At 59.3% G+C, this 25,683-nt stretch carries 24 protein-coding genes; 17 read left to right on the forward strand and 7 right to left on the reverse strand.

Translation table 11 applies throughout. The features are described from left to right. Positions 1-22: 22 nt before the first annotated feature. A complete protein-coding gene (locus tag ABID59_RS23580) occupies positions 23-850 on the reverse strand; it encodes an ABC transporter permease (protein ID WP_354085044.1) in 828 nt (275 codons plus the stop codon). Positions 851-1,164: 314 nt separating this feature from the next. On the opposite strand from ABID59_RS23580, the gene ABID59_RS23585 reads away from it, so the two are divergent. The 3 genes from ABID59_RS23585 (at position 1,165) to ABID59_RS23595 (ending at position 4,569) form a co-directional block, all read left to right on the forward strand. Then, positions 1,165-2,412, forward strand: coding sequence for a sensor histidine kinase (locus ABID59_RS23585; protein WP_354084957.1), 1,248 nt, complete (start codon positions 1,165-1,167; stop codon positions 2,410-2,412). A 35-nt stretch (positions 2,413-2,447) separates the two neighbouring features. Beyond that, positions 2,448-3,071: a response regulator gene (locus tag ABID59_RS23590; protein ID WP_354084958.1), complete on the forward strand. Its 624-nt coding sequence runs from the start codon at positions 2,448-2,450 to the stop codon at positions 3,069-3,071. Between the two features lie 472 nt (positions 3,072-3,543). Then, entirely contained in the window at positions 3,544-4,569 is a 1,026-nt protein-coding gene (locus tag ABID59_RS23595; protein WP_354084959.1) for a helix-turn-helix domain-containing protein, read from the forward strand. Between the two features lie 140 nt (positions 4,570-4,709). Here ABID59_RS23595 and ABID59_RS23600 read toward each other — a convergent pair whose 3' ends face one another. Both ABID59_RS23600 and ABID59_RS23605 read right to left on the reverse strand, forming a co-directional pair. Continuing rightward, positions 4,710-6,152, reverse strand: a complete 1,443-nt coding sequence (locus tag ABID59_RS23600; RefSeq protein WP_354085045.1) for a GntP family permease — start codon at positions 6,150-6,152, stop codon at positions 4,710-4,712. Between the two features lie 189 nt (positions 6,153-6,341). Next, on the reverse strand, positions 6,342-7,751 hold the full coding sequence (locus ABID59_RS23605) for a ferredoxin reductase family protein (protein ID WP_354084960.1): 1,410 nt from the start codon (positions 7,749-7,751) through the stop codon (positions 6,342-6,344). 202 nt (positions 7,752-7,953) lie between these two features. Between ABID59_RS23605 and ABID59_RS23610 the strand changes: the two genes are divergently transcribed. Then, positions 7,954-8,676 (forward strand): cytochrome c oxidase assembly protein, encoded by a 723-nt coding sequence (locus ABID59_RS23610; protein WP_354084961.1) that lies wholly within the window; start codon positions 7,954-7,956, stop codon positions 8,674-8,676. Between the two features lie 8 nt (positions 8,677-8,684). Next, positions 8,685-9,185 (forward strand): hypothetical protein, encoded by a 501-nt coding sequence (locus ABID59_RS23615; RefSeq protein ID WP_354084962.1) that lies wholly within the window; start codon positions 8,685-8,687, stop codon positions 9,183-9,185. On the opposite strand, the gene ABID59_RS23620 is transcribed toward ABID59_RS23615, so the two are convergent. Beyond that, positions 9,149-9,616: a DUF2231 domain-containing protein gene (locus tag ABID59_RS23620; protein WP_354085046.1), complete on the reverse strand. Its 468-nt coding sequence runs from the start codon at positions 9,614-9,616 to the stop codon at positions 9,149-9,151. The genes ABID59_RS23615 and ABID59_RS23620 overlap by 37 nt on opposite strands. Before the next feature lie 99 nt (positions 9,617-9,715). On the opposite strand from ABID59_RS23620, the gene coxB reads away from it, so the two are divergent. The 5 genes from coxB to ABID59_RS23645 all read left to right on the forward strand — a co-directional run bounded on the left by coxB (position 9,716) and on the right by ABID59_RS23645 (position 16,346). Further along, positions 9,716-10,405: a cytochrome c oxidase subunit II gene (coxB, locus tag ABID59_RS23625; RefSeq protein ID WP_354084963.1), complete on the forward strand. Its 690-nt coding sequence runs from the start codon at positions 9,716-9,718 to the stop codon at positions 10,403-10,405. Beyond that, entirely contained in the window at positions 10,402-12,942 is a 2,541-nt protein-coding gene (ctaD, locus tag ABID59_RS23630) for a cytochrome c oxidase subunit I (protein ID WP_354085047.1), read from the forward strand. Before coxB ends, ctaD begins: the two co-directional genes overlap by 4 nt. Positions 12,943-13,450: 508 nt before the next feature. Beyond that, on the forward strand, positions 13,451-13,684 hold the full coding sequence (locus tag ABID59_RS23635) for a hypothetical protein (protein ID WP_354084964.1): 234 nt from the start codon (positions 13,451-13,453) through the stop codon (positions 13,682-13,684). A 495-nt stretch (positions 13,685-14,179) separates the two neighbouring features. Next, on the forward strand, positions 14,180-15,532 hold the full coding sequence (locus tag ABID59_RS23640; protein WP_354084965.1) for a metal-dependent hydrolase family protein: 1,353 nt from the start codon (positions 14,180-14,182) through the stop codon (positions 15,530-15,532). A gap of 94 nt (positions 15,533-15,626) precedes the next feature. Next, positions 15,627-16,346 (forward strand): carbonic anhydrase, encoded by a 720-nt coding sequence (locus ABID59_RS23645; RefSeq protein WP_354084966.1) that lies wholly within the window; start codon positions 15,627-15,629, stop codon positions 16,344-16,346. 217 nt (positions 16,347-16,563) lie between these two features. Here the strand turns inward: ABID59_RS23645 and ABID59_RS23650 are convergent, their stop codons facing one another. Further along, on the reverse strand, positions 16,564-16,749 hold the full coding sequence (locus tag ABID59_RS23650) for a hypothetical protein (RefSeq protein WP_354084967.1): 186 nt from the start codon (positions 16,747-16,749) through the stop codon (positions 16,564-16,566). 30 nt (positions 16,750-16,779) lie between these two features. Beyond that, on the reverse strand, positions 16,780-17,298 hold the full coding sequence (locus tag ABID59_RS23655; RefSeq protein WP_354084968.1) for a DUF1269 domain-containing protein: 519 nt from the start codon (positions 17,296-17,298) through the stop codon (positions 16,780-16,782). A gap of 638 nt (positions 17,299-17,936) precedes the next feature. Between ABID59_RS23655 and ABID59_RS23660 the strand changes: the two genes are divergently transcribed. Beyond that, positions 17,937-18,572: a response regulator gene (locus tag ABID59_RS23660; RefSeq protein WP_354085048.1), complete on the forward strand. Its 636-nt coding sequence runs from the start codon at positions 17,937-17,939 to the stop codon at positions 18,570-18,572. Positions 18,573-18,700: 128 nt separating this feature from the next. Here ABID59_RS23660 and ABID59_RS23665 read toward each other — a convergent pair whose 3' ends face one another. Beyond that, the gene (locus ABID59_RS23665) at positions 18,701-19,411 is read right to left on the reverse strand and encodes a Bax inhibitor-1/YccA family protein (protein ID WP_354084969.1); all 711 of its coding nucleotides are present in this window, start codon (positions 19,409-19,411) and stop codon (positions 18,701-18,703) included. Positions 19,412-20,203: 792 nt separating this feature from the next. Here ABID59_RS23665 and ABID59_RS23670 point away from each other — a divergent pair. The 6 genes from ABID59_RS23670 to ABID59_RS23690 all read left to right on the forward strand — a co-directional run bounded on the left by ABID59_RS23670 (position 20,204) and on the right by ABID59_RS23690 (position 25,682). Continuing rightward, positions 20,204-21,331 (forward strand): AI-2E family transporter, encoded by a 1,128-nt coding sequence (locus tag ABID59_RS23670; RefSeq protein ID WP_354084970.1) that lies wholly within the window; start codon positions 20,204-20,206, stop codon positions 21,329-21,331. Then, a complete protein-coding gene (locus ABID59_RS23675; RefSeq protein ID WP_354084971.1) occupies positions 21,328-21,927 on the forward strand; it encodes a hypothetical protein in 600 nt (199 codons plus the stop codon). Before ABID59_RS23670 ends, ABID59_RS23675 begins: the two co-directional genes overlap by 4 nt. Beyond that, the gene (locus tag ABID59_RS23680) at positions 21,928-22,422 is read left to right on the forward strand and encodes a DUF992 domain-containing protein (RefSeq protein ID WP_354084972.1); all 495 of its coding nucleotides are present in this window, start codon (positions 21,928-21,930) and stop codon (positions 22,420-22,422) included. It abuts the gene before it with no gap. A gap of 911 nt (positions 22,423-23,333) precedes the next feature. Further along, entirely contained in the window at positions 23,334-23,609 is a 276-nt protein-coding gene (locus ABID59_RS37460) for a YMGG-like glycine zipper-containing protein (RefSeq protein WP_502916824.1), read from the forward strand. Positions 23,610-23,790: 181 nt separating this feature from the next. Next, complete coding sequence (locus ABID59_RS23685; protein WP_354084973.1) at positions 23,791-24,258, forward strand: DUF992 domain-containing protein; 468 nt, start codon at positions 23,791-23,793, stop codon at positions 24,256-24,258. A gap of 59 nt (positions 24,259-24,317) precedes the next feature. Continuing rightward, complete coding sequence (locus ABID59_RS23690) at positions 24,318-25,682, forward strand: patatin-like phospholipase family protein (protein ID WP_354084974.1); 1,365 nt, start codon at positions 24,318-24,320, stop codon at positions 25,680-25,682. Position 25,683: the final 1 nt, after the last annotated feature.

A 25,683-nucleotide genomic window follows, 5' to 3' on the forward strand; every position in this document is an offset into this window, starting at 1 on the left:
AAAGGGAAAGTTCTGGTCGCGTTCAGCTATCGTGCTCGTGCGCAGTTACTGGACGCCAGACAAGAAGCCTGCGCTCCAGCGCGTCGACCAGCGCGTCGATACCGACAACGAAGACGGACAGGATCACGAGGCCAGCAAAAACGCCGGTGGCATCCATAACCCCCTCAGCTTCGGATATCCGATGACCAAGACCTGCGGAGGAGCCGAGATATTCAGCGACAACTGCACCGAGCACAGCCATTCCAACGGACACGCGCAACGACGACAGGATGAAGCTGGTCGCTGATGGCAAATAGACATGCCGCAACAAAGCCCATCGGCTGGCCTTCAGCAGCCGGGCGTTGGCTAGCACTACGGGGTTCACTTCGCGAATACCCTGATAGGTATTGAAGAACGCAATGAAGACCACGATCATCAAGCCGAGCGCTACCTTGGAGGCGAGTCCCAGGCCAAACCAGATTACGAAAATCGGAGCGAGAAGTACGCGCGGTATAGCGTTCACGACCTTGATGAAGGGCTGCAAAACGTCGGACGCGAACCTAGATAGGCCGAGCCAAATACCAAGGCTCGTGCCCAGTGCAATACCGCCCAGGAACGACAAAATCGTCTCGAGCAGCGTAGTGCCAAGATCGGACCAAAGCTCAGCGGTTATCATCCAATCGCGGACGCGGCTTATGATCTGGGTTGGCGCCGGGAAAAAGAAGGGATCGAGCCAACCGGCTCGGACGCCGATCTCCCAAAATCCGACGAAACCGCCCAGGAGCAACGCCCGCGCAAGATGCACGCGCAGGCGATAGGACAAGGTGCTCCCGTGGATTGCCCGGCTTTTCTCGGGGCGTGTCGGCTTCATCGCGGGCGTTTCGAGGAGGGGCGCGTCACTGCTGGACATAGCTCTTCTCCACTTCGCTTCCTAGCAAGTCCCAGATGCGACGGTAGAGTTGGACGAACTCGTCGGTCGTTGTGAGCTGCGATACGTCCCGCGGTCGGGGCAACGTGATCTCCACATCGCCAACCACGCGGCTATCCGACCGTGCCGCAGATTCTGAGTTACGAGGCAACGCCGACCGTCTTTCAACCACTACGACTTACGCGAATAGAAGAGAGACAACTTTCGTCAGATGGGATTGCGATGTTGCGAGCCCCTGAACACAGAGAGAACGTGACTTGAGGCAACATCTCGCCAGGGGAGCTCCATCCGTTCGGACCGATTTCCAGAAGCGTCCCGCAATTGGCTCCGAACAAGGCGACGAGCAGAGATATTGGACGATTACTACCGATTACCTCTTTGCCGTGCGCGTATTGCGCGGAAGAACATTCCTGTACGAGACCATAAACCCGGCTCTGAGAGCTGTCCTTGGCATTCCGTCGGACTTCGTCAGCGGGACGCCCGTCTCCGACTGTCTCGGCGCGGAAGACGCTCGACCCATCTGTAAAGCCTTTCGTACCTGCCTCGGCGAGGGCCGTCAGGTTTATGTCAGACATCGCCTCGCGTTTGGCGGATCCCTGCGCGATTTTGAGACGGTCGCTACTCCGGTTTTCGATCCAGATGCGGGCAGCGTCACCAAGTTGCTTGGAAGCCATCGAGACGTGAGCAGCTACTCATCCGGAAGCCTCACTGAATCGAGGCCTGACATCGATGGACGCGTCAACACAAGGCTGGTCCATATTCAGGAGGATATTCAGCAGCGCATAGCATCCGATCTCCACGATTCGACATGTCAGTATCTGATCGCTGCAAGTCTCAGCATGATGAGGGTCCGGACTGCCTTAGGCGACCCAGCCATGGTAGAGCGGCTTTTCGACGACATCGACACATCCATCGATTTCGCGCTCAAGGAAATAAGGGCCTTTGCCTACCTGTTGCATCCCCGCAATCTGACCGTCGATGGATTGAAGGTTTCTATCGAGCAATATGCCAGGGGATTCAGTGCTCGAACCGCGCTGAAAGTCAGAACCAAAATCTCACCTGAGATCGACAGACTATCTTACAAGGGCCAGCACTCGTTGTTGCGGATCGTTCAGGAGGCTCTCACCAACGTCTTCCGTCATGCAAGAGCGACGGAGGTCGAGATATCGGGTAAGATAGCAGACAACCATTTTGAGTTGCGGATCAGCGACAATGGGTGCGGAATCGCCGGCCGGGCGCCAGACGGCACCTCCACATCGCTCGGCGTCGGAATTCCCGCGATGAGAGCGAGACTTCAGCAGATGGGCGGGCGGCTTGAGATATGGTCTGCACCGGGACGGCGACTTCCTGGTACCACGTTGTGTGCGATTGTCCCGTACCATTACAAACGACGAAAACTCAACCAGCCAACTGTCGCGACAGCCATCGGAGCTCGGCCAAGAACTGAAATAAAGGTCCGGTCGCCGAACATGCAGAGCGGGGCAATTCGCTCGGCGCCAGACTAGGCAGACTGTGCGCGTAATGAGCTCGAGTTCAGACCATGAAGCAGATTCTTATCGCTGACGATCATACGGCTGTCCGATCCGGGCTACGAGCGGTCCTGGAACAACATGCCGACTGGCAAGTCGTTGCTGAAGCGAGTGACGGGCGCAACGCGCTGGCTGCAGTGATCAAGATCGAGCCTCATCTCGCCATCGTCGACTTCTCTCTCCCCGGCATGACCGGAATAGAAGTTGCGCGGCGGATCAGGGAGGCGTCGCTTCAGACTGAAGTTCTCATTTTCACGGCTTACAACTCCAATTTGCTCGCACGCCAAGCCTTTGAAGCGGGTGCCCGGGCATTCCTGGCTAAATCGGATGCGAACAAGTTGCTGTTGACTGCCGTTGCCTCGCTTTTGGCGCACAAGCCGTTCTTCAATGGCACACTTTCGAGCAAATGGAACGATGGCCCGGCCGAAGAAGAATTTCAGATACTCTCGCCGCGAGAACAGCTCGTGGTCAAGTTGGTGGCGGAGGGTTACGGCAACAAGGGCATCAGCTCCATCCTGAACGTCAGCGTGAAAACGACCGAAACGCATCGGGCAGCGGCTATGCGCAAGCTGAATGTAAATTCGGTTGCAGGTCTCGTTCGATACGCGATCCGGGCTCAACTGATCGACGCTTGATCGCTCGGTCGGCATAAGTCGAACGAGCCCATGTGAGGTACGGCATTGTAATGCCGTACCTCACATCGGGACTCTTCATGTTCAGGTGATCAGCCCTCCAAGGGAGGAAGTCGCAGCGAGCTTGCCGTAATAGGCCGCGATGGGCGGATACCCTCGGCCGGGCAACGCAGGTTCAACCGGGTTGCGCCGTCTGCAGGCGTCATGTTCCCAGCCGGGTAGCTGATGGTTCAGCGACGCGTCGAGGGAATGCCATCTTCGCGTTGCTTAGCGTTGAAAGATTCCCGCAAGTTATTGGCGCAACTGGCCTTCTCGGCGATCAGGCGGGCGCCCGATTGGACCAAAACAGGCTGGGAACAATCGTGATCGCGATGGCAATTGAAGTGCGCAAGGTAGCACGATAAGGTAGCAAATGGGTGTTTGGACAATCTGGCTGATCTAGTGGCTGTTGGCGATCAGTAGGCGGCACCGTTGCATGCACAGGTCCCTGGATATCGATTTCAGAGTCATTGAGGATCAGCTTCGCGGGCGTAACTTTGTCCGTAGCAGCGAGATGCTGGGCCCGACCGAAAATCTCTTCAAGACCAAAGAGCATGGATATCGCCGCGTTGACGACGCCACATTCCTCCACGTGATGCACTTTGAGGCGGGCACAACCTATAGCCTCAGGATAACGCGGCCGGACTACGTTTGCATTCAGATTTCAGTTGGCGGAACGTATAATCGCTGGATCGATGATCATGTCGCCCCAGTGAAACCGGCAACTATCGATATCACCAATGCACCCTTGTCATTCTCGGATACGACGGCAGGAGCAAAGCTGCGTGGCGTTCTGATTGCGTGTAAGCGCGAATATCTCATCGATCATTTCAAGCTGAATGTCGATCGCGTCCCGGCTGTCTATCGACCGATATTCAATTCCGGAGCCGGGAGTCCGTCAGCCCTCACGCTGCCGGCAAATCCCGACGTCATGGTAGCGGCGGACCAAATATTATCCTGGAAACACCATGAGCCATTGAGACATCTCTATTTGAATGCAAAAGCGATCGAAATCATTTGCGAAGTCGTAGCGCAGATCAATGGTTGGGTCCCGCAAATGCGTCGCCCGCCTGCCAGCCAGAGCAAAAGAGTGGCGATCGAAGCGGCAGCGACGATTTATCGAAGGGAAATATTCAATGCTCCCACGATCGAGCAACTCGCGATGCGCGTCGGCCTGAATCGAAATGACCTCACAGAAGGATTTCGCGAAGCATTTGGCGCGACACCCCACGTCTATGGTCACTTGCTTCGCATGGAGGAAGCGCGTCTGATGCTACAAGACGGACAATTGTCGATCAGCGAAGTCGCACGACGGATCGGCTATGAAGGCTATTCCAGTTTCTCGAGGGCTTATAGCTCCCATTTCGGACATTCTCCATCCGTTGAGAAGCGCCCTGCTCAACCGATAGCTGGCTCGGATCTTCTACATCCGACACCACCGGTCCAAACCGAGCAAAGATAGTCATGACGTCGGCGGCACGTTCGAGGTGCGCGCGAGAGCCGGACGTTTCGCTATTCCCGCTTACGATGCAGTGAATGCCGCCACCTGGGTATTTTCCTCTTGGTCTACTTGGGCGCGCCTGAGACGCTCAGAGGGATCGCCTAAAATGCCCCAAATAGCTTCCCGAGCGCAATGACAGCCGTCAACGCAATCAACGGCCCCACCAATCCCACCACCATGATCTCGCGGTAGCTTCCGCGTTGTGTCGCGTCGCAGATCGCCAGTAGAGTGACGACCGCGCCATTGTGCGGGAGCATGGCAAGCGCACCTGAGCTGATGGCGGCGACGCGATGCATTAGCTCAGGCGCGATGCCGATCGCCGCGGCGAGATGGGCATAGGTTTCACCCAGCGCGTTCAGCGTAATGATCAATCCCCCCGAAGCCGAGCCGGTGATTCCACCCATCACATTGGCAGCGACTGCAATCGACACGAGCGGGCCACCGGGCACCGCGAGAAATCCGTCGCGAACTACGGTAAAAGCGGGCAACGCCGCAACCACGGCACCGAAGCCCACCAGGCTGGCCGTGTTGAGTGCCGGCAGCACGGAGGCATTGGCGCCAGCATCGAGAGTTGCCCGCAGCTCCGGCAAATTTTTGCGCAAGATCAGCACAAGAATCAGTGAGGCGAAGGCCAGCGCCGTCACGACGGACCAGACCCCGCTCACCGCGGAGAGTGAGGTTTCGCCGAACCGCGGCTCAGCCAGAAAGCCCGTATATATTCGCGGTAGCACCACCATGCTCATGACAAGATTGACCGCCAGCACGATGACGATTGGCGTCGCCGCGAGCGCAAAAGAGGGCAACAGCTCGCTTCGATAGCCGTGAGTCAATTCGCCAGGGTCAAAATTGTCGGCGCTTGCGGCTCGCGAGCGCACGAAGTGTTCGTCGGCAGGTATGTGAGCTTCGGCGTCATAGCCCTCACCTGCGCTTCGCGCGCGTCGCTCCATCACGCGCAACCACCAAAGTCCGAAGCCCAGGATGATCGCGGAGGCCAGGATGCCGAGACCAGGCGCCGCAAAGAGCGTTGTGCCGAAATACGCCATGGGGATAGCGTTCTGGATCGCCGGGGTACCGGGCAAAGCCGTCATCGTGAAGGTAAAGGCCCCAAGCGCGATTGCGGGCGGGATCAATCGATGCGGGACCTTCGCCTGCCGGAATAGCGCACTCGCCACGGGGAATACGGCGAAGGCTACGACGAACAGGCTGACGCCGCCGTAGGTGAGCACGGCACAGGCCAACACGACTGCCATGATCGCACGGCTTTCGCCCAGCCAAGCGGTTATGGCGCGAGCGATGGAGAGCGCCGCGCCGCTATCATCCATGAGTTTGCCAAACACGCCGCCCAGCAGGAACAGCGGAAAGAAATTCCGGATAAAACCCGCTGTTCCTTGCATGAACGTCAACGTCCATTTGGCGAGCAGCGGCTCTCCCGAAAAAGCAGCCGCCAGCATCGCCGCTGCGGGCGCCGCCAACAGCAGTGTGAAGCCCCGAAAGGCGAGGATGATGAGTAAGCCGAGAGCGGCCGAAATGCCCAGAAGTTCGATCGCGTGAGCGCTCATGATCCTGCTTTCAAAACGGAGGAAAATCCACTCGCCAATGCGCTGCCAATCGCGTCGTGCTTTGGCCTTACCCCGCAATGCGCAAGAGCGCGAACAAGATCGACGTCATGATCACGATCACCCCCGTGGCCAGGACCAACCGGTCTGCAAACAAACGGCGCATTGGGAATCCCCCTACACGAAGCTGTAGCGTTCAGAATGATACTTCGACATCGGCACGTTCATCTCGCCGAGCGCTTTTTCGATCGCATCCATCATGATGTTTGGCCCACAGATAAAATATTCATGATCGGCATATGGCGGTGTCAAATAACGCTTGAACATTTCCGCATTGATAAAACCGGTTTCGCCGGTCCAGCCATCTGGTGGCCTTGAAAGCACGTAGACGACTGTCAGCCTGAGTCGCACCTTCAGCTCTTCGAGCTCCTCCCTAAAGGTGATCGATGCCCAGTCCTGAACACCGTAGAGTAGGACGACGGGGCGCGGGTCCTCCCGGTCGGCAAGCGTGCGTATCATGCTCATCATTGGTGTTACGCCGATGCCGCCGGCGACAAGCACGTGCATGTCCGCCGGGTTGCCAATCGTGAATGCGCCGTAGGGGCCGTCGAGATACACGCGCTGACCGGCCGGGACCTTGTGTATATTGCGGGTAAAATCCCCCAGGTTTCTGATCGTCATCTCGACGCACCCATCCGCCGCCTGGGCGCTGGAGGAGAATGAAAACGGATGCGCCGTAATGGCGAACGGGCTCTCCCACAGCGTCAACCAGCCGAATTGGCCCGGACTGAACCGAAAGCCAGGGTGCCTGTCCGGCTGCATCACCAATGTAAAGGTGTCACCGCGTTCCTTTCGTACTTCCGCAACGCGATACGGCCGACGCAGCATGAAGAGCGGCTTGACGATGCGCACATAGAACAGCAATCCGATCCAAAAGACCGTCAGGCCGATCCACAGCGACCGTTTCCAGGGATCAACGAGGTAGAAGCTCGACCCAACCATGTGCACAATGCCGGCAATGATGGCGACGACCGCCAGCACGACATGGATAAGATGCCATTTCTCGTACGAAATCTTTAATGACACACGCCAAAGGGCCGTTACGACCAGCGCGATCACACAGGCAATCGATACGAGAGCGAAGTGAGCGGTCAACGGCGCTTCAAGCATATTGGACGGCGCAAGCAACTGCGGCTGAACCGCGACGAGAATGATCGGATGCGCAACGACCAGACCCGCCGCAACGAGCGATATCTGACGATGAAAATGATAGATGACGTCTTCGCCCCACGGTTCGGTGACGTAGCGGAAGCGCGCGGTGAGGCCGAACTGCAGACCCATCATCGCAAGGCCGGAATAGCCGAAAGCGACCGAAAGCTCCGTCCAAAAATCGCGCAACGGGGGATGCGAGCCCGCCAGGAGCGCGAACAAGGGAGCGAGAATGAACAGCAGATAGACAAGGAGCCAGACAGCCCCGCGCAGGCCGTAGAGAAGCTGCATGAATCCATCCCCTTCGACGCGATCGCGTTCGAACTTTACCATCACGGCCAGCGGATATCCCCTCGGGAACAACAGCCGATCGTTCAAGGACAACTACTGATTTTCGGATCGGGTCTTCGCCGGTAAGATGTCGGTTCGAACGACTTGAACGATGTGTCCGGTCTCTCGCATTGCGGCATGTCCGACTCGCCGACGAGCACTCTGCTTTTCTCTCTCGTTCCGATCTGCTAAGTTCCTTATCTTGAATGAGCATTGTTCGCGGCAGCGAACCCTCATTCCCCGGGGTGCCATGCCGGACTCCATGATCGCCTATTGTGGCCCCGCCGCACTTCCGGACGACCTCTGGACGCGCTGGAACCTGGATCCGTTGCTAATTGCCATGCTTGTTGCCTTGGCGATCGTGGTTGGCCGCGGTCGATCCTCCGACGTCCGAGCTGGTTTCGGGGCGATCGGGTTGATGCTGCTCATCTTTGTCTCGCCGCTCTGCGCGATGTCGTCGGCGTTGTTTTCAGTCCGGATACTGCACCATGTGCTGCTGATCGCCGCAGTAGCGCCGCTTCTGGCTCTGGCTTTTCCGCAACGGCGAGCGGGCTCGTTGCCAATCGTCGTGCTCGTCGCTGCACACGCGGTCATCCTCTGGCTCTGGCACACCCCGGGGCTCTATACTTGGGGCCTTGCCAGCGTACCGGCCTATTGGCTGATGCAGATTACGCTTCTCGGAAGTGCCTGGTTATTGTGGCGGGCGATCCTGGTGCCGTCGCCATCCGGTCCCGCGCTCATTGCGTTGCTAGGTACCATCGGACAGATGGGCCTTCTCGGTGCGCTGATCGTTTTCGCGCCCAGGCCGCTCTATCTCGTACATCTGGCGAGCACGGCAAGTTGGGGGCTCGCGCCGCTTGCGGATCAACAACTGGCGGGCCTCCTGATGTGGGTCCCTGCGATGCTGCCTTATCTGGGTGTAGGAGTCTGGATTGCGTGGTCCAGCTTGAGATCGAGCGAACCGGCCCTGTGACAACCTTCTTGAAATTCGTGCATCTAGGTGCGATCGCGCTCTGGTCAGGCGGCTTGATCGCACTGCCTTTCCTGTTTTGGCAACGCCGGACGCTTGAGGCCGGCCTGGATCTCGACCGGTTGCACCGCGTCACGCGGCTGGTCTATGTCGAGCTGGCCTCCCCTGCGGCATTTGTCGCCATCGGCAGTGGAACGGCACTGATCTTCCTGCAGGCGACCTTCGCGGAATGGTTTTCGCTGAAGATGGTGTTGGTGGGAATCATGGCGATGCTGCACGTCGTCGCCGGCCTGATCCTCATGCAGTTGTTCTTTCCCCAAGGAAAGTTCACCAAGCTCTCCTACGTGTCACTCATGAGCGCTTACATTGCGTTGATCGCCGCAATTCTCTGGATCGTGCTGGCCAAGCCGCACATTGATTCCAACCAGATCGCCGCGCATCTGTTCGAGCCTGGCGGACTCGGGCGTTGGGTGCATCAATTCCTCGGCGAGACCAGAATGCCGACGCCATGATCAAACACGAGCTTGCCCCCGTGCCAGCCGGCAAAGCCGACCATCACCGATGCAAGAGCCGAGAGAGCGAGGCCATGCGGCAAGATCGATTGAGTATCGACGAGACGCAGCCCCCAATTGGCTCCGGCGATCGCAACGAGAGTCATTGCCGCCACGGCATGGGACCAGCTCGCTTCAAGAAGCCGGATACCGCGCACCAGCAACAATTCTCCGGTGCCGACGATGCTAGCGGCCACGCCGCTCCAGAAAGCCATGCCCGTCGACCAAAGGCCGACGCGCACCCAGAAGGCATCTCCCGACCACCAATAGAATACGTCGACACCGAGCGTCCCGATCACGAATGCGATCGGGAAATGCACCATCATGACGTGGATCGGGTGCCCGACCAATGCCACCGCGGATCCAACATCCAGCCGAAGCAAATCCAGCATGACCGCACTGTGAGGCTGGGTCGTGAAATCGTCTCGCTCTGTCATCGTTCGCTTCCTTCACGGTGGAAACAACATCGTTCGGGCTCGGATCGTAATCTAATGCGGCTGTCTGTCCAACTCGGAATGCTGCCAACCCTCTCCGGCTGCACGGGCCCGCTATCGACGCTGGATCCCTCGGGACCGGCTGGCGCTTCGATCGCCACGCTCTGGTGGGTGATGCTGACCGGCGCGAGCGTTCTCTTTGCGTTGGTGATGACGCTCTTCCTGCTCGTGATCTGGCGTCCAGGCTGGGGCGCGGGTGTATCGCCAGGACGCTGGCTGGTGCTCGGCGGGTTGGTTCTGCCGGGCGTCGTGCTGATACCGCTTGTCGCCTGTGCCTTGATCGCCGGCGAGAGTCTCCTGCCATTACCCGGACACACGCCGCCACGGATAGAAGCCGTGGCGCGCCGGTGGATCTGGACGTTCCGCTATCCCGATCATGGTGGAGTGGAGACGCGGAACGTCTTGCATGTGCCCGCCGGCACACCAATCGACATCCTGGTTTCCAGCCTGGACGTTATCCATGCGTTCTGGATTCCCCGCTTTGCCGGCAAAATCGACGCGGTGCCGGGGCACGTGAACCGCCTGCGCATTCAGGCCGATCAACCCGGCCGGTACGCCGGCCAGTGCAACGAATTTTGCGGCCTCGGTCACGCAGGGATGCGCTTCGATGTCATCGTCGATCGCCCGGAGGAGTTCTCCGCAGCACTTGCGCGGGCGGCCGCTGCAGAAGGGTCCGAGAAGAAATGAGTGAACCCATCGGCCCTCTGTCGCAGGGCACACCGGCATTGCAGCTGCATCGCCAGCTCTCCGCGATCTGGGCAACGGGGTCAGGGCTTCAACGCCTTGCTGCCGTCAACCATTCCATCATCGGCATGCGGATGATGATCACGTCTTTCGTGTTTTTTGCGATCGCCGGCGTGCTCGGGATGCTGACACGGGTTCAACTCGCGACTCCCAACTCCCCATTCATGGCTCCGGAGACCTACAACCAGGTTTTCACCATGCATGGGTCAATGATGTTGTTCCTGTTCGCCATTCCCATGGTGGAGAGCTTTGCAGTTTATCTGACGCCGAAGATTCTTGGCACCCGAGACTTCGCCTTCCCGCGACTGACGGCCTATGGCTACTGGTGTTACCTGTTCGGGGGCACCATCCTGACGGTAGCGTTGGTCGCTGGAGTCGCTCCCAATAGCGGCTGGTTCATGTACACGCCGCTGAGTTCGAACGTCTTTACGCCCGGCATAAATTCGGACGTATGGTTGCTTGGTGTAACCTTCGTTGAGATCTCCGCGCTGTCGCTTGCGATGGAAATCGTGGTCTCGATCTTGAAGATGCGCGCGCCTGGCATGTCGCTCGACCGGATGCCGATATTCGCCTGGTACATCCTGGTGACGGCGATGATGATGATCGTCGCCTTTCCGCCACTGATCCTCGGCTCGATCCTGCTTGAAGTGGAACGCGCCTTCGGTCTGCCATTCTTCGACCCGACGCGTGGTGGGGATGCGCTACTATGGCAACATCTGTTCTGGCTGTTCGGCCATCCCGATGTTTATATCATATTTCTGCCGATGGCCGGCGTGCTATCGACGATCATCCCTGTCTTTGCGAACCGGCCGCTGGTCGGCTATCGGGCGATTGTCGTTGCTATCATCGCGCTCGCCTTTCTGAGCTTTGGCATCTGGGTGCACCACATGTTTACCGTCGGCATTCCGCACCTCGCGCTCGCCTTTTTCTCCGCAGGTTCGGCGATCGTCGCGGTCCCGACAGCGGTGCAGGTCTTCGCCTGGCTTGCCACACTGGCGCACGGTCGGCCGCGCTGGGACGTGCCGATGCTCTATGTGTTCGGCTTCTTCTTCATCTTCGTGATGGGCGGCCTGACCGGAGTCATGCTCGCCATGGTTCCGTTCGACTGGCAGGCCCACGATACTTATTTCGTCGTCGCCCACATGCATTACGTGGTGGCCGGCGCGCTCGCCTTCCCGATGCTTGCAGCGTTCTACTACTGGATGCCATTGCTGACCGGTCGCACCGCCGTGCATCGACTTTCGGTACCGGCGTTCTGGCTGGTCTTCATTGGATTCAACATGACTTTCTTTATGATGCACCTGACCGGACTCCGCGGCATGCCCCGTCGAATCTATACTTATTCCGGCGACGAAGGCTGGAATTGGCTCAATCTGCTATCTTCGATCGGCGGCTTCATCATGACGATCGGCTTTGCGCTGGTGGTAATCGACCTGTTTGTCCAACTGCGTTACGGAAAGCGTGTGCGGCGCAACCCCTGGGAGTCGACGACGCTGGAATGGGCGATGCCGATCCCGCCGGCGCCATATGCATTCGCGTCGATCCCGGATTTTGGCGCAACTCGAACCGATTCGACCGCGGCAAGCGATCTCGCGCTGTCACTGGCGCGCGGCGAAGGCTATCTCGGCTTCGCACGCAACGGATGGCAGGAGACGCTGGGCGTGCATAAGACATCCGGCGTGCCGGACCAACTGATCGTGTTGCCGAGCCCGACCTATCTTCCGCTTTACACCGCACTCGTGACCGCCGCCGCGGTTCTGGCCATGCTGTTCAAATTCTATCTGCTGTCGCTTGCCTTTGCGCTCGTGACCGCCGGCTTGTTCGTGTACGCCGGGCAGAGCGCCGGTCTCGCCCGAGACTACGGTCCGCTACCTGTCGGCCGCGGTGTCAGTGTGCCGCCGCATACCGAGGTGGCCGACGCGCCGTCGTGGCTGGCGTTGATCTGCACGCTGGTCGCCGATGGCACGTTGTTTACATCGCTGCTGTTCGGAACTTTCTATCTCTGGATCTCTGCGCCGAATTGGACCGCGGCGGTCACACCCGAGCCAAGCCGTACGCTCGCCATCGGCGCCGTCGCGGCGCTCGCGGCAGCCGCTGCGGCGTCACGTGGATCGCTGCGAGCGGCCACCACCGGCAGCCCAGCGAGCGGCTGGATTGGTCTTGCCGTGCTGGCACTCCTCGCAGCCATCGCCGCAGCCGTCGGGCAAATTGCAGACATTGTGCCTCATCCGCGCGAGCATGCACTCGGAGCGACTGCAGCAGCCCTTATTGGCTATGTCATTTTACATGCCGGTGTCGGCCTTCTCTTCCTTGTCAGCAACACCCTGCGCCTCCGTGCCGGCTTCATTTCGCCGCGGCGCGTGCTGGATCTGCGGCTGACGCGATTATGGCTGGACTACACCTGCGTTACGGGAGCCATTGCAATGGGGCTCGTTCTCGCACTGCCCGCACTCGTGACGGTATTGGGGGCTCGACCGTGATCGAGCGGCCGATATCACCAGGGCGATTGTGGTGGCTGGCGGCGGGCTTTGCCGCCTGGTGCAGTGCGCTGGTTACTCTCTACGCGATACACGGTATCGGCTGCGCGTTTGCCTGGTCGACGGGCTCGTTGCGGTCATGGCTTGCCGTCGCTCTCCTCGCACATTTGTTCGTACTGGGCTGGATGTGGCGCGCAATTGGCCGCGCGGGCTCTGATTCTGATGTCGGTCCGACCGGAGCGTTTCTTCATTGGGCCGTCCTCGGGACGCTCATCACCTCGCTCGTCGCGACCGTCGTTACCTTCGCTCCAGCGCTGTTGCTCACCACGTGCATTTAACAGGCTTGGATTCGCCTTCATGCGTGTCCGTTGATGTAAGGGGTGGTCTTCTGCATTCACTTCCTCGCCATCCAGGACACCTCGCGAGTGTTTTCGTATTGCGGGTATTATATCCTGATGAAAGTATCGCGCTCGATACGATGGACATAAACCACGGGCAACAGGAGGTGTAAGTGCCGACTGAAATCAGGATCGAAGGCGACTCGCCATATCTGCTCCCGCATGTAGACCATATCTCCGCGATGGCCCACAGTGAAAACGTGGATTTGATAATGTACGTGGCGTTGCCTGGGCATGCGGATTTGGAGCAGGTTTATGTGCAACTGAGCCTTCCCGCTGCAGACGATCTCTTGGCCCAGTTAACTCGGGCCGTTACCGAGACCAAGAAGGATCGTTCGGAGCCATAGATGCGGGAAATGCTCCGCAAGGATGCGCCACGCGCAGGTCAAAACCACTAGCCGGTCAACGCGGTTCAGGACGCGACCAGTTTCTTGCGGAGCGCATGACCAGGGCCTGCCGTCAAACAAGGCCTCGATCGCGGAAATCAGGTGACGTTAGTGGCGCCATTGCGCCGCACGCGATCAACCGCTGGATCGACGATCACATTGATCCCGTGAGCTCAGGAACGGTCCACCCTACGCACGATTCTCGAGCCTGCGCGGTCGGGTACCTGCTGATGATCATTTTCGTCCACTCGATTCTCCGCATGCACGGCTGCCGCGGAATGTCTGTTGGCGTGCTTCGAGCCGATGGCATTTTACCTGAGCCGCGGATAGGGATGCCCCGCACGTGCGCCCAGGGTTTCGCCGGATAGAACGAGGTTTGCAGGGCGTTACCCTTCTATGAGCCATCCGTGGCTAGGACGGTTAAAGCGCTGCGGCTGATTTGATGAGGGCGAGAAAATGTTGCGAAAACTGATCTGCGCAAGCGCCGTCTGCCTGGCGTATTCGGCCCCGTCCCTCGATGTGGCGCGGGCGCAGGAGCGATCCGCAGTCACTATCTTCGAGAATGTCCGTATCTTTGACGGGAAGAACCCATCCCTTTCTGCTCCGTCGAACGTCCTGGTTCGCGGCAACATCATTGAGCGCATTACCACAGACCAGATCCCGGCCGATCGGCGAGCGGATACCCAAATCATTCCCGGAGGCGGCCGCGTCCTGATGCCCGGTCTCAGTGACATGCACTGGCATGCGATGTTGGTCCGGCCCACGCCAGCTCAATTGCTCTCCAGCGATTTGGGCTACACCACCCTCCTGGCCGGCGCGGAAGCAACCGCAACACTTATGCGCGGCTTTACGACAGTCCGGGACATGGGTGGCCCAACCTTTTCCCTCAAACGGGCGATTGACGAGGGAGTGCTCCCGGGTCCGCGCATCTATCCTTCGGGCGCTATAATCACAATCACCGGAGGCCACGGAGATTTCCGCGAACTCGTCGATTTGCCGAGAACACCCGGCGGTCCCCTCAGTCGTGCCGAAGAGATCGGCGGAAGCATCATTGCGGACAGCCCCGACGAGGTTCGGAAGCGAGCGCGGGAACAGCTCATGCAGGGCGCCTCGCAGGTCAAGCTGACGGCCGGCGGAGGCGTAGCGTCCCCCTTCAGTCCGCTCGACGTGACCACGTTTACTGACGATGAACTCAAAGCGGCCGTCGAGGCGGCCTCCAATTGGGGTACCTACGTAGCCACCCACGCTTACACGTCAGCCTCGATTCAGCGTTCGATAGCAGCGGGCGTGAAAGTCATCGAACATGGCCATCTGATGGACGAAGCAACCGCCCGCCTCATGGCGGAGAAAGGCATCTGGCTGAGCACGCAACCGTTCACCGATCTGGGCGGCGCTGCGGTTCTTCCGCCCGCACAACAGCAACAGATGATGCAGGTCGTGAACGGGACCAATCAGGTCTACAATTTCGTCAAGAAGTATAAGATCAAGACTGCATTCGGCACCGACATCCTGTTTTCGAAGGCGCTTGCCGAGCGTCAGGGCCAGGGAATCGTCGATCTGACGCGCTGGTTCACGCCGGCTGAAGCGCTGATCATGGCAACCTCGACGAACGGAGAGCTGCTTACCCTGTCAGGCCTACGCAATCCCTATCCGGGCAAGCTGGGGGTTATTGAGCAGGGAGCACTGGCGGATGTCCTGCTCGTTGATGGCAATCCACTGGAGGACATCCGTCTCGTAGCGGACCCCGCGAACAAGTTCATCGTGATCATGAAGGACGGGGTCATTTACAAGAATATCGTCCCAAAATGACCGAAGGTTGTGCCGCGTCGGCTTTGATCCAGAGCTGTAACGCGTGTTGACGGCTTGACAGGCAAAGGTTGCTTTATCTTGGAGGAGCAGGGGTATGTGTGATGCATGTGCGAATATAGCCATTGGACGGCGTCGGCTAATGCAAGGCAGCCTGGCATTGGCCGGGATCTCCCTGATCGGCGGCTCATTGCTTCCGCCCGCGGCTCAGGCTCAGCCGGTGCGCGCCGCCGATACGCCGGACATGGCGTTGAAGCTGCTGGTGGATGGTAACGCTCGCTACGCTGCAAACCAGCCGAACGAGCGTGATTTCTCGGCGAACCGGGCCAACACCGCGAGCGGGCAGGCCCCTTTCGCCTCGATCCTTGGGTGCGCAGACTCCCGCGTTGCGCCGGAACTGGCCTTTGACCAACGGCCAGGTGATCTCTTCGTGGTCCGCGTCGCCGGCAACTTCGTGACAAATGAAGGCCTCGGCAGCCTTGAATTCGGCTCGGCGGTTCTGGGAACGAAGCTCATCATGGTGCTGGGACACACCGAGTGCGGTGCGGTGAAGGCCACCGTGGAAGCCCTGCAGAAGGGCAATCACCTGCCCGGCCATATCGCAGGGCTCGTCACTGCGATGAAGCCGGGAATTGAACCAGCGGTCAAGAAAGCTGGCACCGATCTTGTCGAGCAGGCAACAATTGCGAATGTCCGTTACAATGTCAAACGCCTGGTGAACGCGAGCCCGATCCTGACAGAACTCGTTGCGAAAAACCAGTTGCGTGTGGTTGGCGGTGTCTATGACTTGGCTACTGGCAAGGTAGCGTTGATATAGGTCGTCAGCACGACGTTCGCATTTTTCTGAACAATGCCTTCAACCGGGATGCATCGCATGCCGATTGAAAAAGTGGCTCGCGAGGCGTCGAGCAGCCGGATTGAATGTGTCACGGCTCGCGGCCGCGAAGCGACACGAACTATTCCGGACGAACCAGAGACGGTGAATCAACGCGCTGGTTCCGATCTTCCAGGAGTGCAATGCGCTCGACGATCCGTCACGTGTTTGACAGGGATCGATTTCGCCGGATGATTTTGAGAACGAGCAAGGCTGCGCCCGCGACCAGAAGCACCGCCCCCAGCACCGTCAAATCGCGGTATGAAAACGTCAGCCCGGTGGCCAGTAAGAGCAGGCCAATCACCAACAGCCCGACACCAGCCAGCTTTTTCAGAAGTAGCGACAACAATGCCTCCCCCTTTTGAGCGAACTCATTCTAGGCCGACGGCGGCATTTCGGGTGGGCTTGCTGCCGCCTTGGCGAGCGCGTCCCGCAACTTCTGTTCCTTGGTGTCGTCCAGGGACGTCTTCAGGACCACCCCACCTGCGTCCTGAATTTCTCGCAGAACCTTGTCCGCAGTCATGTTCTTGATCAACAAGAACAAGGCTGCGCTCCCGGTATCGATCTTTCCAGAAACCTCCTTCATGAAGGCGTCATTGATACCGAAATCGGCCAATGCTCCCCCGAGTGCTCCCGACGCAGCACCGACCGCCACACCAATCAATGGGTTCAGAAAAACCATTCCGATCAGCAAGCCCCAAAGGCTCCCACGAGCCACGCCGATCGCGGTCGTATTGACCAGCTGGTTGAGCTTCACACTGCCATCCGCCCCCTTAACCGCGATCACCGCATCATTGATGCTGATCAGGTATTCTTTTTGCAGGGACAGCAAACGCTGGCGGACTTCCTCTGCCTTTGCCTCAGACGGATATACAATGACGACCAGATCGGACATCTAAAACTCCCATTTATCGACGTTGGTAACGCTTGACGAGAATGAACGCATTGATCGCGCCGATCGCCGCCAGTTCTTGAAGGAGGGCTGCGCTAAACGGCCGGAAGCCCGGCAGATGGCACCTCGTCACCAAATCATCTCCAGCTGCGGCACTCTGTATCCGCTCCGTCAGACGACCTATCTGCAAGAACCGTAGCATCCCGCCTCCACCTGCCCTATCGGAAGAAACCCCGAGCTGAGGATAGGAATACTCGCTGAGCTACAGCAACGGGATATTGCAGGAGATCATTTGCTAGTCCGCGTGCCGAGGATCATGCGCGGAAACGCTATTGACCGGCAGCCTCGCCTCGATGATCTTTGCGAGCCCCCAAGAATACCCCATTGCGAAAGCGCCTGTCCAAGCCCCCGGCTATGCCAAGTTGCGGTTCAAAGAAAATGCGCTTAACGTCGGCTCCGCAATTCGTCCGGTTTGCGCGAGAGCCCCGAGGTTTTTTGCCTTTTGGGGTAGACCGCGAGCGAACATAAGGGTTTTGCAGGATAGCTCTTTGATGCGCGGCGGGTACAATCGGATGATTGCGCCGCCGGTTGCTTCCATCATGACCGGGCAGATCGGGAGCGCCGCAAACGGGAACGACGCTGTGAAACGCATCTTGATCGCAGATGATCATGAGGTTGTGCGTTCTGGGCTCCGAGCCATCATTGAGATGCGCTCTGACTGGGCCATCAGCGGAGAAGCAACTAACGGCGAAGAAGCCGTTACGATGACATCGGAATTGCGGCCGGACATCGTCATCGCTGATTATTCGATGCCCCTGATCAACGGACTCGAGGTCAGCCGGCGACTCAAGGCGCTTGGGCTGCAAACCGAAGTCCTTATTCTGACAATGCATGAGAATGAGGACTTCTTGACCGAAGCTGTCCTCGCCGGCGTCCGCGGCCTGCTCTTCAAGTCAGACGCCAAAAAGCATCTGATCTCCGCAATTGAGGCGCTGCTCGATGGCAGACCTTACTTCACCAACACCCTGCTTGAAACGCTCCTCCACGATTACCAGGTCAGCAAGCGCAACAAGCCGGACAGGGTGCTGACTTCACGTGAGCAGGGAATTGTCCAGCTCATCGCGGAGGGCCACACCAACAGATCGATCAGCACGATCCTGAAGGTCAGCGTGAAGACGGTTGAGACCCATCGCGCCGCTGCGATGCGCAAGCTCGGCATGTCGTCGACGGCAGAGCTGATCCGCTATGCTGTTCGCAAGAAGCTGGTCAGCCCTTAGGGGCGACGAAGTAACGATTGGCCGACACGCGCTCTTCGGGGTCAAGCTTCTGGGACACCTCACGCCTGACGTCCTCAAATATCTTGGCTTCGTGCCGATCTGCCCTTGCGGCATCATCGGCCGCGCATCTAGCGTCGTCCGCCTGAAAGGCGCAGCAACATCATGAATAGATTGATGAAATTGAGGTAGAGCGATAGCGCGGCGATCTGCACCTTACGCCCTGTCGTCGTTTCATCATCCCCGCTCTCATACATCGCCTTGATCCGTTGCGTATCGTAGGCAGTCAATCCGGCAAACACACCGACACCCACGACCGAGATCAGCCAATCGAGCGCAGTGGACTGCAGGAAAAGATTGACCAGACCGGCGATAATGAGCCCGACCAAGCCCATGAACAGAAAGGTCCCGGCCCCGGAAAGATCGCGCCTGGTCGTATATCCGAAGAAGCTCAGCGCCCCGAACGTCGCAGCGGTGATGAAGAAGACCCGGGCAATCGAGGACTCGGTGTAGATGTGAAAAATCGTCGAGAGCGAGACGCCAACCAAGGCCGCGTACGCCAAGAACAGCCACCGCGCGGTCGACACCGACAGCGAGTTGATGCGTGAGCTAAGGAAGAAGACCAATACCAGGGGCGCAAACACGAAAACCCACATCAGCGGGCTTTGTAGAAGCGCGGGTCCGACGAGCTGGTACGTTAGCCATGCGACCACGGCAGTCAGGCCAACACCGGCCGCCATTTGGTTATAGATCCGCAACATATAAGCGCGAAGGCCCGCATCGACCGCGAAGCGCTCGCCGCCCGCTCCGGACGCCGTCGTGTGCTGATCATAGTTCGCCATCGCCTGCATCCTCATCCCATGAGTAGGACTGAGAGACTAGTCCTCAAGGCCTGATCGGAACATCGGAAAGATTCCCGAGTCAGGTCAGGCTAATTACCCTACTCGTGCGGACGGGGATTCTTCCATCCGGCCAACGACAGGTTGTTGGGATCGCCCGACTTTTCGTCAATAGCCTGCGTTGCACATCCTCCTCGCACGTCCGGGACGGCACCCACGCGTGGCTCATCCACCGATTTTCTACCCGCTCTCTACAGGGAAACCCTGATGTGCGAGCGGAATAGCCGGCTCTATGCTCCGGTTTGATCTACGCGGACGCCTCGCCCCGGAGCCGTCGGCGCCTCTGCGCCGTTGGGACGTTGCCACTCCCTCCGGCCGAGCGCGAGCGAAGGGATGCGGTCTCGCGAACGAGGTGGGCATTCGGCTCCCGCTTGTGATCGCCGTCAGCGTCAGCCGGCTCGCCGTTGCAACGACGTCGATATAGACCCATTGGTCCGCGTTTCTTGTTTGGAGACCAAAATGAAGATCCTGATCGTCTGCGGTGCACTCCTCATTGGCGGAGTGTTGATATCGAGCGCACAATCAAGGCCGTCGCTGGCACAATCAACCGAAACGGGCGCGTCGACCCCAAAGGATACCGGCGCATCGGCACCAAGAACTTCCGGGCCGAGCACCAATACCAATCCGACGAAGCATCGCCACTGGCGTCACCGTGGCGGCGCACACCCGCATTATGGTAGCCGCCGGGTCCGAACCTAGATCCGATCCAGATTGTAGATCGGCCCGGCCCACCAAATGAGCGCTTCAAACATCGGACAACAGCAGATCGACGATTGCGCGGGTCGCGATCACTCGCCTCGGCCCGACGGAATTCTCAAGCCACGCAGCTTGCTCGCGACGGGTCTCGCATTGCTCGCCGCGTGCGTTGTTCTTGTCCTGATGTGGCAAACAGCGTCAAGCCTCCTGATTGTCTTTGCGGGCGTGCTTTTTGCGGCCTTCCTGGATTCGGCCGCGAGAGCCCTGGGGCATATTCTGCCATTCAACCGAGCCTGGCGGTTGTCGTTGGTTCTTCTGCTTCTCTCCGGCTTGCTGAGCGTTGGCTTCGTCTGGGGCACAGGCAAGCTGCCCGAGCAAACGCGCAATTTGCTGAAAGTGATGGACACGCAGATCGATGTTCTTCAGAGGCATCTTCTCGCATATGGTGTCGACCTGCTTGGTCCCGAGTGGGGACGTGACCTTACGCAGTGGCTGCTTTCCGACCAGGGACGTTTTCTCAGTCATGCCCGGCTGGTCCTTGGACGCGCATCGACGCTTCTGACCGGCACGCTCGTCATTGCATTCCTCGGCATCCTGTTCGCGCTCGACCCGGCAACCTATCGTGAAAGCCTGGTGGTCCTCGTCAAGCCGTCCTATCGCGATCGCGTAAGATCGACGATGAATGAGGCGGGCAACGTCCTGCGGCTATGGTTCGTAGGACAACTGATCCGCATCACCCTGATGACGTTGTGTGTTTGGATCGCGCTCTACCTGATCGGGCTGCCCGGTCCATTCGTGCTCGGGCTCCAGGCCGGATTGTCGAATTTCATTCCCTATCTTGGGCCTATCGTCGCCGCAATTCCGATTGCCCTCGTTGCAATGCCGCTTGGCGCCTCTCCGCTCATCTGGGCTGTCGTCATTTACACCGTCATTCAATCGGTCGAGGGTTATGTCATAGGACCACTGATCCAGCGCCAGGCGATCGAAACTCCACCTGCATGGACATTGGTGGCAATCGTTCTTCTGGGCGCACTGTTCGGCGTCATGGGAATCGCACTCGCCATGCCTTTGGTCGCGATCGGTCGAGTCGCGATCATCAGATTCTACGTCGAGGACTATCTCGGAGATCGGGCAGAGCGTCAGCAGACGACAATGAGTGGACCATGAGCAATAGTGCCCCGAAATTCGATGGCGCAGCGGCTTCTTCCCCGACGAATTCGGGGACGACATACTTTCTATGGCAACAACTTCCCTACATTGTTGCGCTCGTACTCGCCATTGCCGGCGTCGCCTATACCAACGCTTCGCATCAGCCTCTCGTTGGCTATTGGGAGTTCCTGGCCCTCGCGATCGGCGTCGTCTGCGTCATCAGCAAATGGCCGCAGTTCGACAGCAAGGAGACGAGATGGCAGCTTATCTGGACCCAGGCCCTGCACTGGATCGCCGTCCTCGTCGCGATGAACATCATGCTCCTCTCTGGCGTCCAGCAATTGCTGCCGACGCCGGCGATCAGCCTCGTACTTCTTACGCTGCTTGCGCTTGGCACATTCCTAGCGGGCGTCAGCCTCCTATCGCCCCAAATTGCCTTCCTCGGCCTTGCAATGAGCATCGCGGTTCCCGCGATATCCTGGCTGCAACAATCGATCATCTTCTTCTTGCTCGGCGCCGTCTTGCTGGTCGGCCTCGGTATAACATTCTGGCTGCGCCGGGATCGCCGTCCCAATACCAGGTCTCCCGCCACCAGAAGCCACCCGGAGGGCTAAATGCGACTCAACTGGCTTATTGCCGTGATCGGCACAACGGCAGTTATCTGCACCAACGCCCTACCCGCGCATGCCAGGGCTTTCAGAGTGGGCAGCCTGCTGTGCATGAGCAGCCCGCGGATTGGGCTCATCCTCGGTTCTGCGCAGGAGCTGAACTGCGCGTTTCGTTCGACAAACCCGCCGCGTCAATACACCTATGTGGGGCGCATTAGGCGCCTGGGACTCGACCTCGGTGCCACCAGTGCCGGAACTCTTTCATGGGCCGTTCTCGCAAGAAACTCGCGCATCCGTCCCGGCACGTTGCGCGGCAACTATGTTGGCGCCAGCGCGAATGTCGCACTAGGGCCGAGCTTGGGTGCTAATGTTCTTATCGGTGGATCTCGCCGAACGATCATGCTCCAGCCAGTGTCGATCGAGCGAGCGATCGGATTGAATCTCGCCGCAGGTGTGACCAACCTGACGCTGGACTCCCGTGGACGACGATCGGTCGAGTAGCGCTGCAGTGTCGTCCGGCAGCTCCGGAGTATTCCTGTCGGGTCGCTGAGGGTTTCAGCGGATGCCGATGCCGACCATGCACGGCTATCATCACTGGCGAGCCGATTGAACGGATGGCCGAGTTCGGGAGGATGCACTCTGAGCTTCGCCTATTGGCAGCAGAGCGGCTGGATGATGCTGGCGTCGGGTGGCGCCGGACCGGCCGCGAGCACTCTCATTTTACTCGGCATCCCGGCTGCCAGCGTCTGGCTACTCGGGTTCCTGCTTGGCGTCGACCTGATCTCTCACGGACTCGCCTGCCTGCTCCATGCACTGCATTCGACAAGAGACACTGCATGACCACAATAACCAGAAGAGGAGAATGACAATGAGCACTCCCAGCCGCCGGACTTTCCTTGGCCTGGCACAAGGTGCTCTTGCCGCCGCTACAGTGGGCGCGATCGGTCTTCGCTCAACTGGAACAGCGGAAGCGATGCCGGTAGCCCCCGGTCCAGGTCCGGCGAACACATCTTCCGACTTGATCACGCCAGCGCAGTTTTGGGGACCGCCGCCTGGTCCGGGCTGGGGACCCGCACCGGGATGGGGTCCTCCGCCACGCAGACGCCGCTGGGTTTGCCAGTGGCGTCGCGGCCGCCGTATTTGCGGTTGGCGGTGGTAGAGCGATTGGCCGCGTCGCGGCACCGCGGCCAGCCGATCTGGTCGTCCTTACCCCAAGGCGACCTTGAACGATCGGCAAGGCCACTATTGCTGGAGACAGGGCTCGAAGAAGTTCGAGCCATCATACGGATCCAACCTCAATATACCCTCCGTGTCCGTTCAGGGTTTTGTGGGATAGTGCGCGAGGTCCCCTGCTGTATGGTTCCCCCACTTCACAAGAGACGGCGAAACGCCTCGACAGTGGGCGTACGAAAATGAAAAAATATCTGGGTCTGTTGTTCTTACTTGGTGTGGCCGTAGCTACACCTGTCACCGATGCGTCTGCGCAGGCCGGACGTGGCGCGGTATCAGGCGCGATCATCGGCGGAGCCGTTGGTGGTCGGCGTGGCGCGGCCATAGGGGCAACTGCAGGTGCTATTGCCGGAGCTCGTCGGCACGGCTGGCATAGCTATTATTGGCGGCACGGACGGTGCTGGTACCGCTCCCGGAGCGGAAGGTCTCACCCCGTTTCAAGCCGGTATTGCCGCTAGGGGGCTATTTCCGCTCGAGCTGCTGCCGCTACTTCTGGCCCCGCGCGTGCAACAGACTTGGCGTGAGCCGAGGGACGACGGCGAAGAAGGGTCCCCGCGCGGGACGGCAAAGAAACGCGCAATTGAAGCCGCCGGATCGGCTCTTTAGCCACCATCCGCATTGAGACCTCGAGGATTCAGCATGTCAAAGATCTACGTTTCCGTGCTCATGTGCATGGCTGCAATTGCGACCACCACACCTGCGCTCGCACAAGTTCAGCCTGTCCGGGCTGGAGGCCTGACTTGCGATGCCGCCCCACGGGTCGGACTGATCGTCGGCTCGCGGCAAACTCTAAGATGTGTGTTTCGCTCAAACAGCGGGCGCCAGTACAGGTATAGCGGCACGATAGGGCGGCTCGGCCTCGACATCGGCGTGACCGGCGGCGGCCGGCTGTTCTGGGGCGTCTTCGCGCCAACTTCCCACGTCGGCTATGGCTCGCTGCGAGGCACATATGTCGGCGCGAGTGGCAACGCGTCGTTTGGACCTGGTTTGGGCGCCAATGTTCTTATCGGCGGATCCAATCGAACGATTTCGCTGCAGCCGCTGTCGGTCGAAGGTCAGATTGGCGTCAACCTTGCGCTGGGAGTGGCACGTCTCACGCTCAGGTAGATCGGCTCTTCAGCTTTGGAGAGACACGCGTGAGAGCGTTGGAAACATGGATAGGAAAAATGTTCGCGCTGGCTCTTCCCGTATGGCTTACGGGATGCGCCGCCGTCTACAATCTACCCGGCAATATCCCGTTGGGAGACGCGCTCGCCGGTAGCCAGTTCGGCCGAGAGATTCCAAATTTTGACGACGATGTTCTGCTGGCCCTCTCGTTCTCGGGTGGCGGCATGCGCGCAGCGGCATTCTCATTTGGAGTCCTGACCGAGCTCGACCATGCTCGTGTCGGATCCAACAACAAGGCGAAGTCGCTCCTCGACCAGGTGGACTTCGTATCCGGCGTCTCCGGAGGATCTGTCACCGCGGCCTATTTCGGACTTAAAAGACGTGCGGCGCTGGATGATTTCCGCGAACGCTTCCTGCTGCGAAATGCCGAGGAAGATCTCTCAACCAGGGTCTCACTTGGCAATATTGCACGCGCTTTTGGCGGTGGCGTCAACGACAGCCAGTTTACGAACTGGCTCGATCTCAATCTGTTTGAGGGCGCGCGATTTGACGCCTTCCGCGACGACCGGCGGCCGCGGGTCTGGATCAACGCCTCCGACATTTACAACCGAACGCCATTCGTATTCGGCCAGATCTCCTTCGACGCCCTGTGCAGCGACATCAGGTCCTATCGCGTTGCCGAAGCGGTGGCAGCCTCGGCTGCCGTGCCGCTTGCGTTCGCTCCAATCGTGCTGGAGGCGTTTCCAGGCGGCTGTAGCGCACAACCTCCTCCATTGCTCGAACTGGCCCGCCATGATCCGCGAGCGCAGCCGCTGCTGCGATCGTTTGCTGAAGCCAATGCGCGCTACCGCGACGGCTCAATGCGCTTCGTAAAGCTGCTCGATGGCGGCCTCGTTGATAATCTCGGCTTGTCCGGATTCAGTATTGCACTGATGGCGGCCCGGCGACCGTACGAGCCCATGTCCGAACAACAGGCCGTGAAGGTCCGGCGTATCATGGTTCTCGTCGTCGATGCCGGCCGCGGCGCCTCCGGCGATTTCACCCAGCAAATCGAGGGGCCGAGCGGCACCCAGTTGGTCGCCGCCGTCGCCTCTACCGCGATCGATGCAAGTGTGAGGCTAAGCTATGCGGCCTTTTCCTCTCAACTCAAAGAATGGACCAGCAAGGTTCGGCACTGGCGATGCAGCCTTTCAGCCGCCGAACGCAGCCGCCTCGGCGTCGGCGGCAACTGGCGTTGCGACGACCTTAATCTCTACGTCGACCGGCTGGGCTTCGACAGGCTCGATCCTGCGCGTGCCCGTGTCCTCGACTCCATCCCGACACGGTTCGTATTGCCGCCCGATCAGATCGACCTCTTGACCCGGAGCGGTGCCGACGCGCTGCGTGAAAGCCCGGTCTATCGAGCATTTCGAAGCCGCAGTTAGA

Source organism: Bradyrhizobium sp. S3.3.6 (genome assembly GCF_040546905.1).
Lineage (GTDB): Bacteria > Pseudomonadota > Alphaproteobacteria > Rhizobiales > Xanthobacteraceae > Bradyrhizobium > Bradyrhizobium cytisi.

Coding starts and splice junctions, on each gene's coding strand:
- ctaD (WP_354085047.1), top strand. CDS start 10,402: ATGAGTGAACCCATCGGCCCTCTGTCGCAGGGCACACCGGCATTGCAG.
- ABID59_RS23685 (WP_354084973.1), top strand. CDS start 23,791: ATGTCAAAGATCTACGTTTCCGTGCTCATGTGCATGGCTGCAATTGCG.
- ABID59_RS37460 (WP_502916824.1), top strand. CDS start 23,334: ATGAAAAAATATCTGGGTCTGTTGTTCTTACTTGGTGTGGCCGTAGCT.
- ABID59_RS23595 (WP_354084959.1), top strand. CDS start 3,544: ATGCACAGGTCCCTGGATATCGATTTCAGAGTCATTGAGGATCAGCTT.
- ABID59_RS23675 (WP_354084971.1), top strand. CDS start 21,328: ATGAGCAATAGTGCCCCGAAATTCGATGGCGCAGCGGCTTCTTCCCCG.
- ABID59_RS23690 (WP_354084974.1), top strand. CDS start 24,318: ATGTTCGCGCTGGCTCTTCCCGTATGGCTTACGGGATGCGCCGCCGTC.
- coxB (WP_354084963.1), top strand. CDS start 9,716: ATGCGGCTGTCTGTCCAACTCGGAATGCTGCCAACCCTCTCCGGCTGC.
- ABID59_RS23670 (WP_354084970.1), top strand. CDS start 20,204: ATGAGCGCTTCAAACATCGGACAACAGCAGATCGACGATTGCGCGGGT.
- ABID59_RS23655 (WP_354084968.1), bottom strand. CDS start 17,298: ATGTCCGATCTGGTCGTCATTGTATATCCGTCTGAGGCAAAGGCAGAG.
- ABID59_RS23610 (WP_354084961.1), top strand. CDS start 7,954: ATGCCGGACTCCATGATCGCCTATTGTGGCCCCGCCGCACTTCCGGAC.
- ABID59_RS23640 (WP_354084965.1), top strand. CDS start 14,180: ATGTTGCGAAAACTGATCTGCGCAAGCGCCGTCTGCCTGGCGTATTCG.
- ABID59_RS23665 (WP_354084969.1), bottom strand. CDS start 19,411: ATGGCGAACTATGATCAGCACACGACGGCGTCCGGAGCGGGCGGCGAG.
- ABID59_RS23645 (WP_354084966.1), top strand. CDS start 15,627: ATGTGTGATGCATGTGCGAATATAGCCATTGGACGGCGTCGGCTAATG.
- ABID59_RS23590 (WP_354084958.1), top strand. CDS start 2,448: ATGAAGCAGATTCTTATCGCTGACGATCATACGGCTGTCCGATCCGGG.
- ABID59_RS23680 (WP_354084972.1), top strand. CDS start 21,928: ATGCGACTCAACTGGCTTATTGCCGTGATCGGCACAACGGCAGTTATC.
- ABID59_RS23620 (WP_354085046.1), bottom strand. CDS start 9,616: ATGCTGGATTTGCTTCGGCTGGATGTTGGATCCGCGGTGGCATTGGTC.
- ABID59_RS23580 (WP_354085044.1), bottom strand. CDS start 850: ATGAAGCCGACACGCCCCGAGAAAAGCCGGGCAATCCACGGGAGCACC.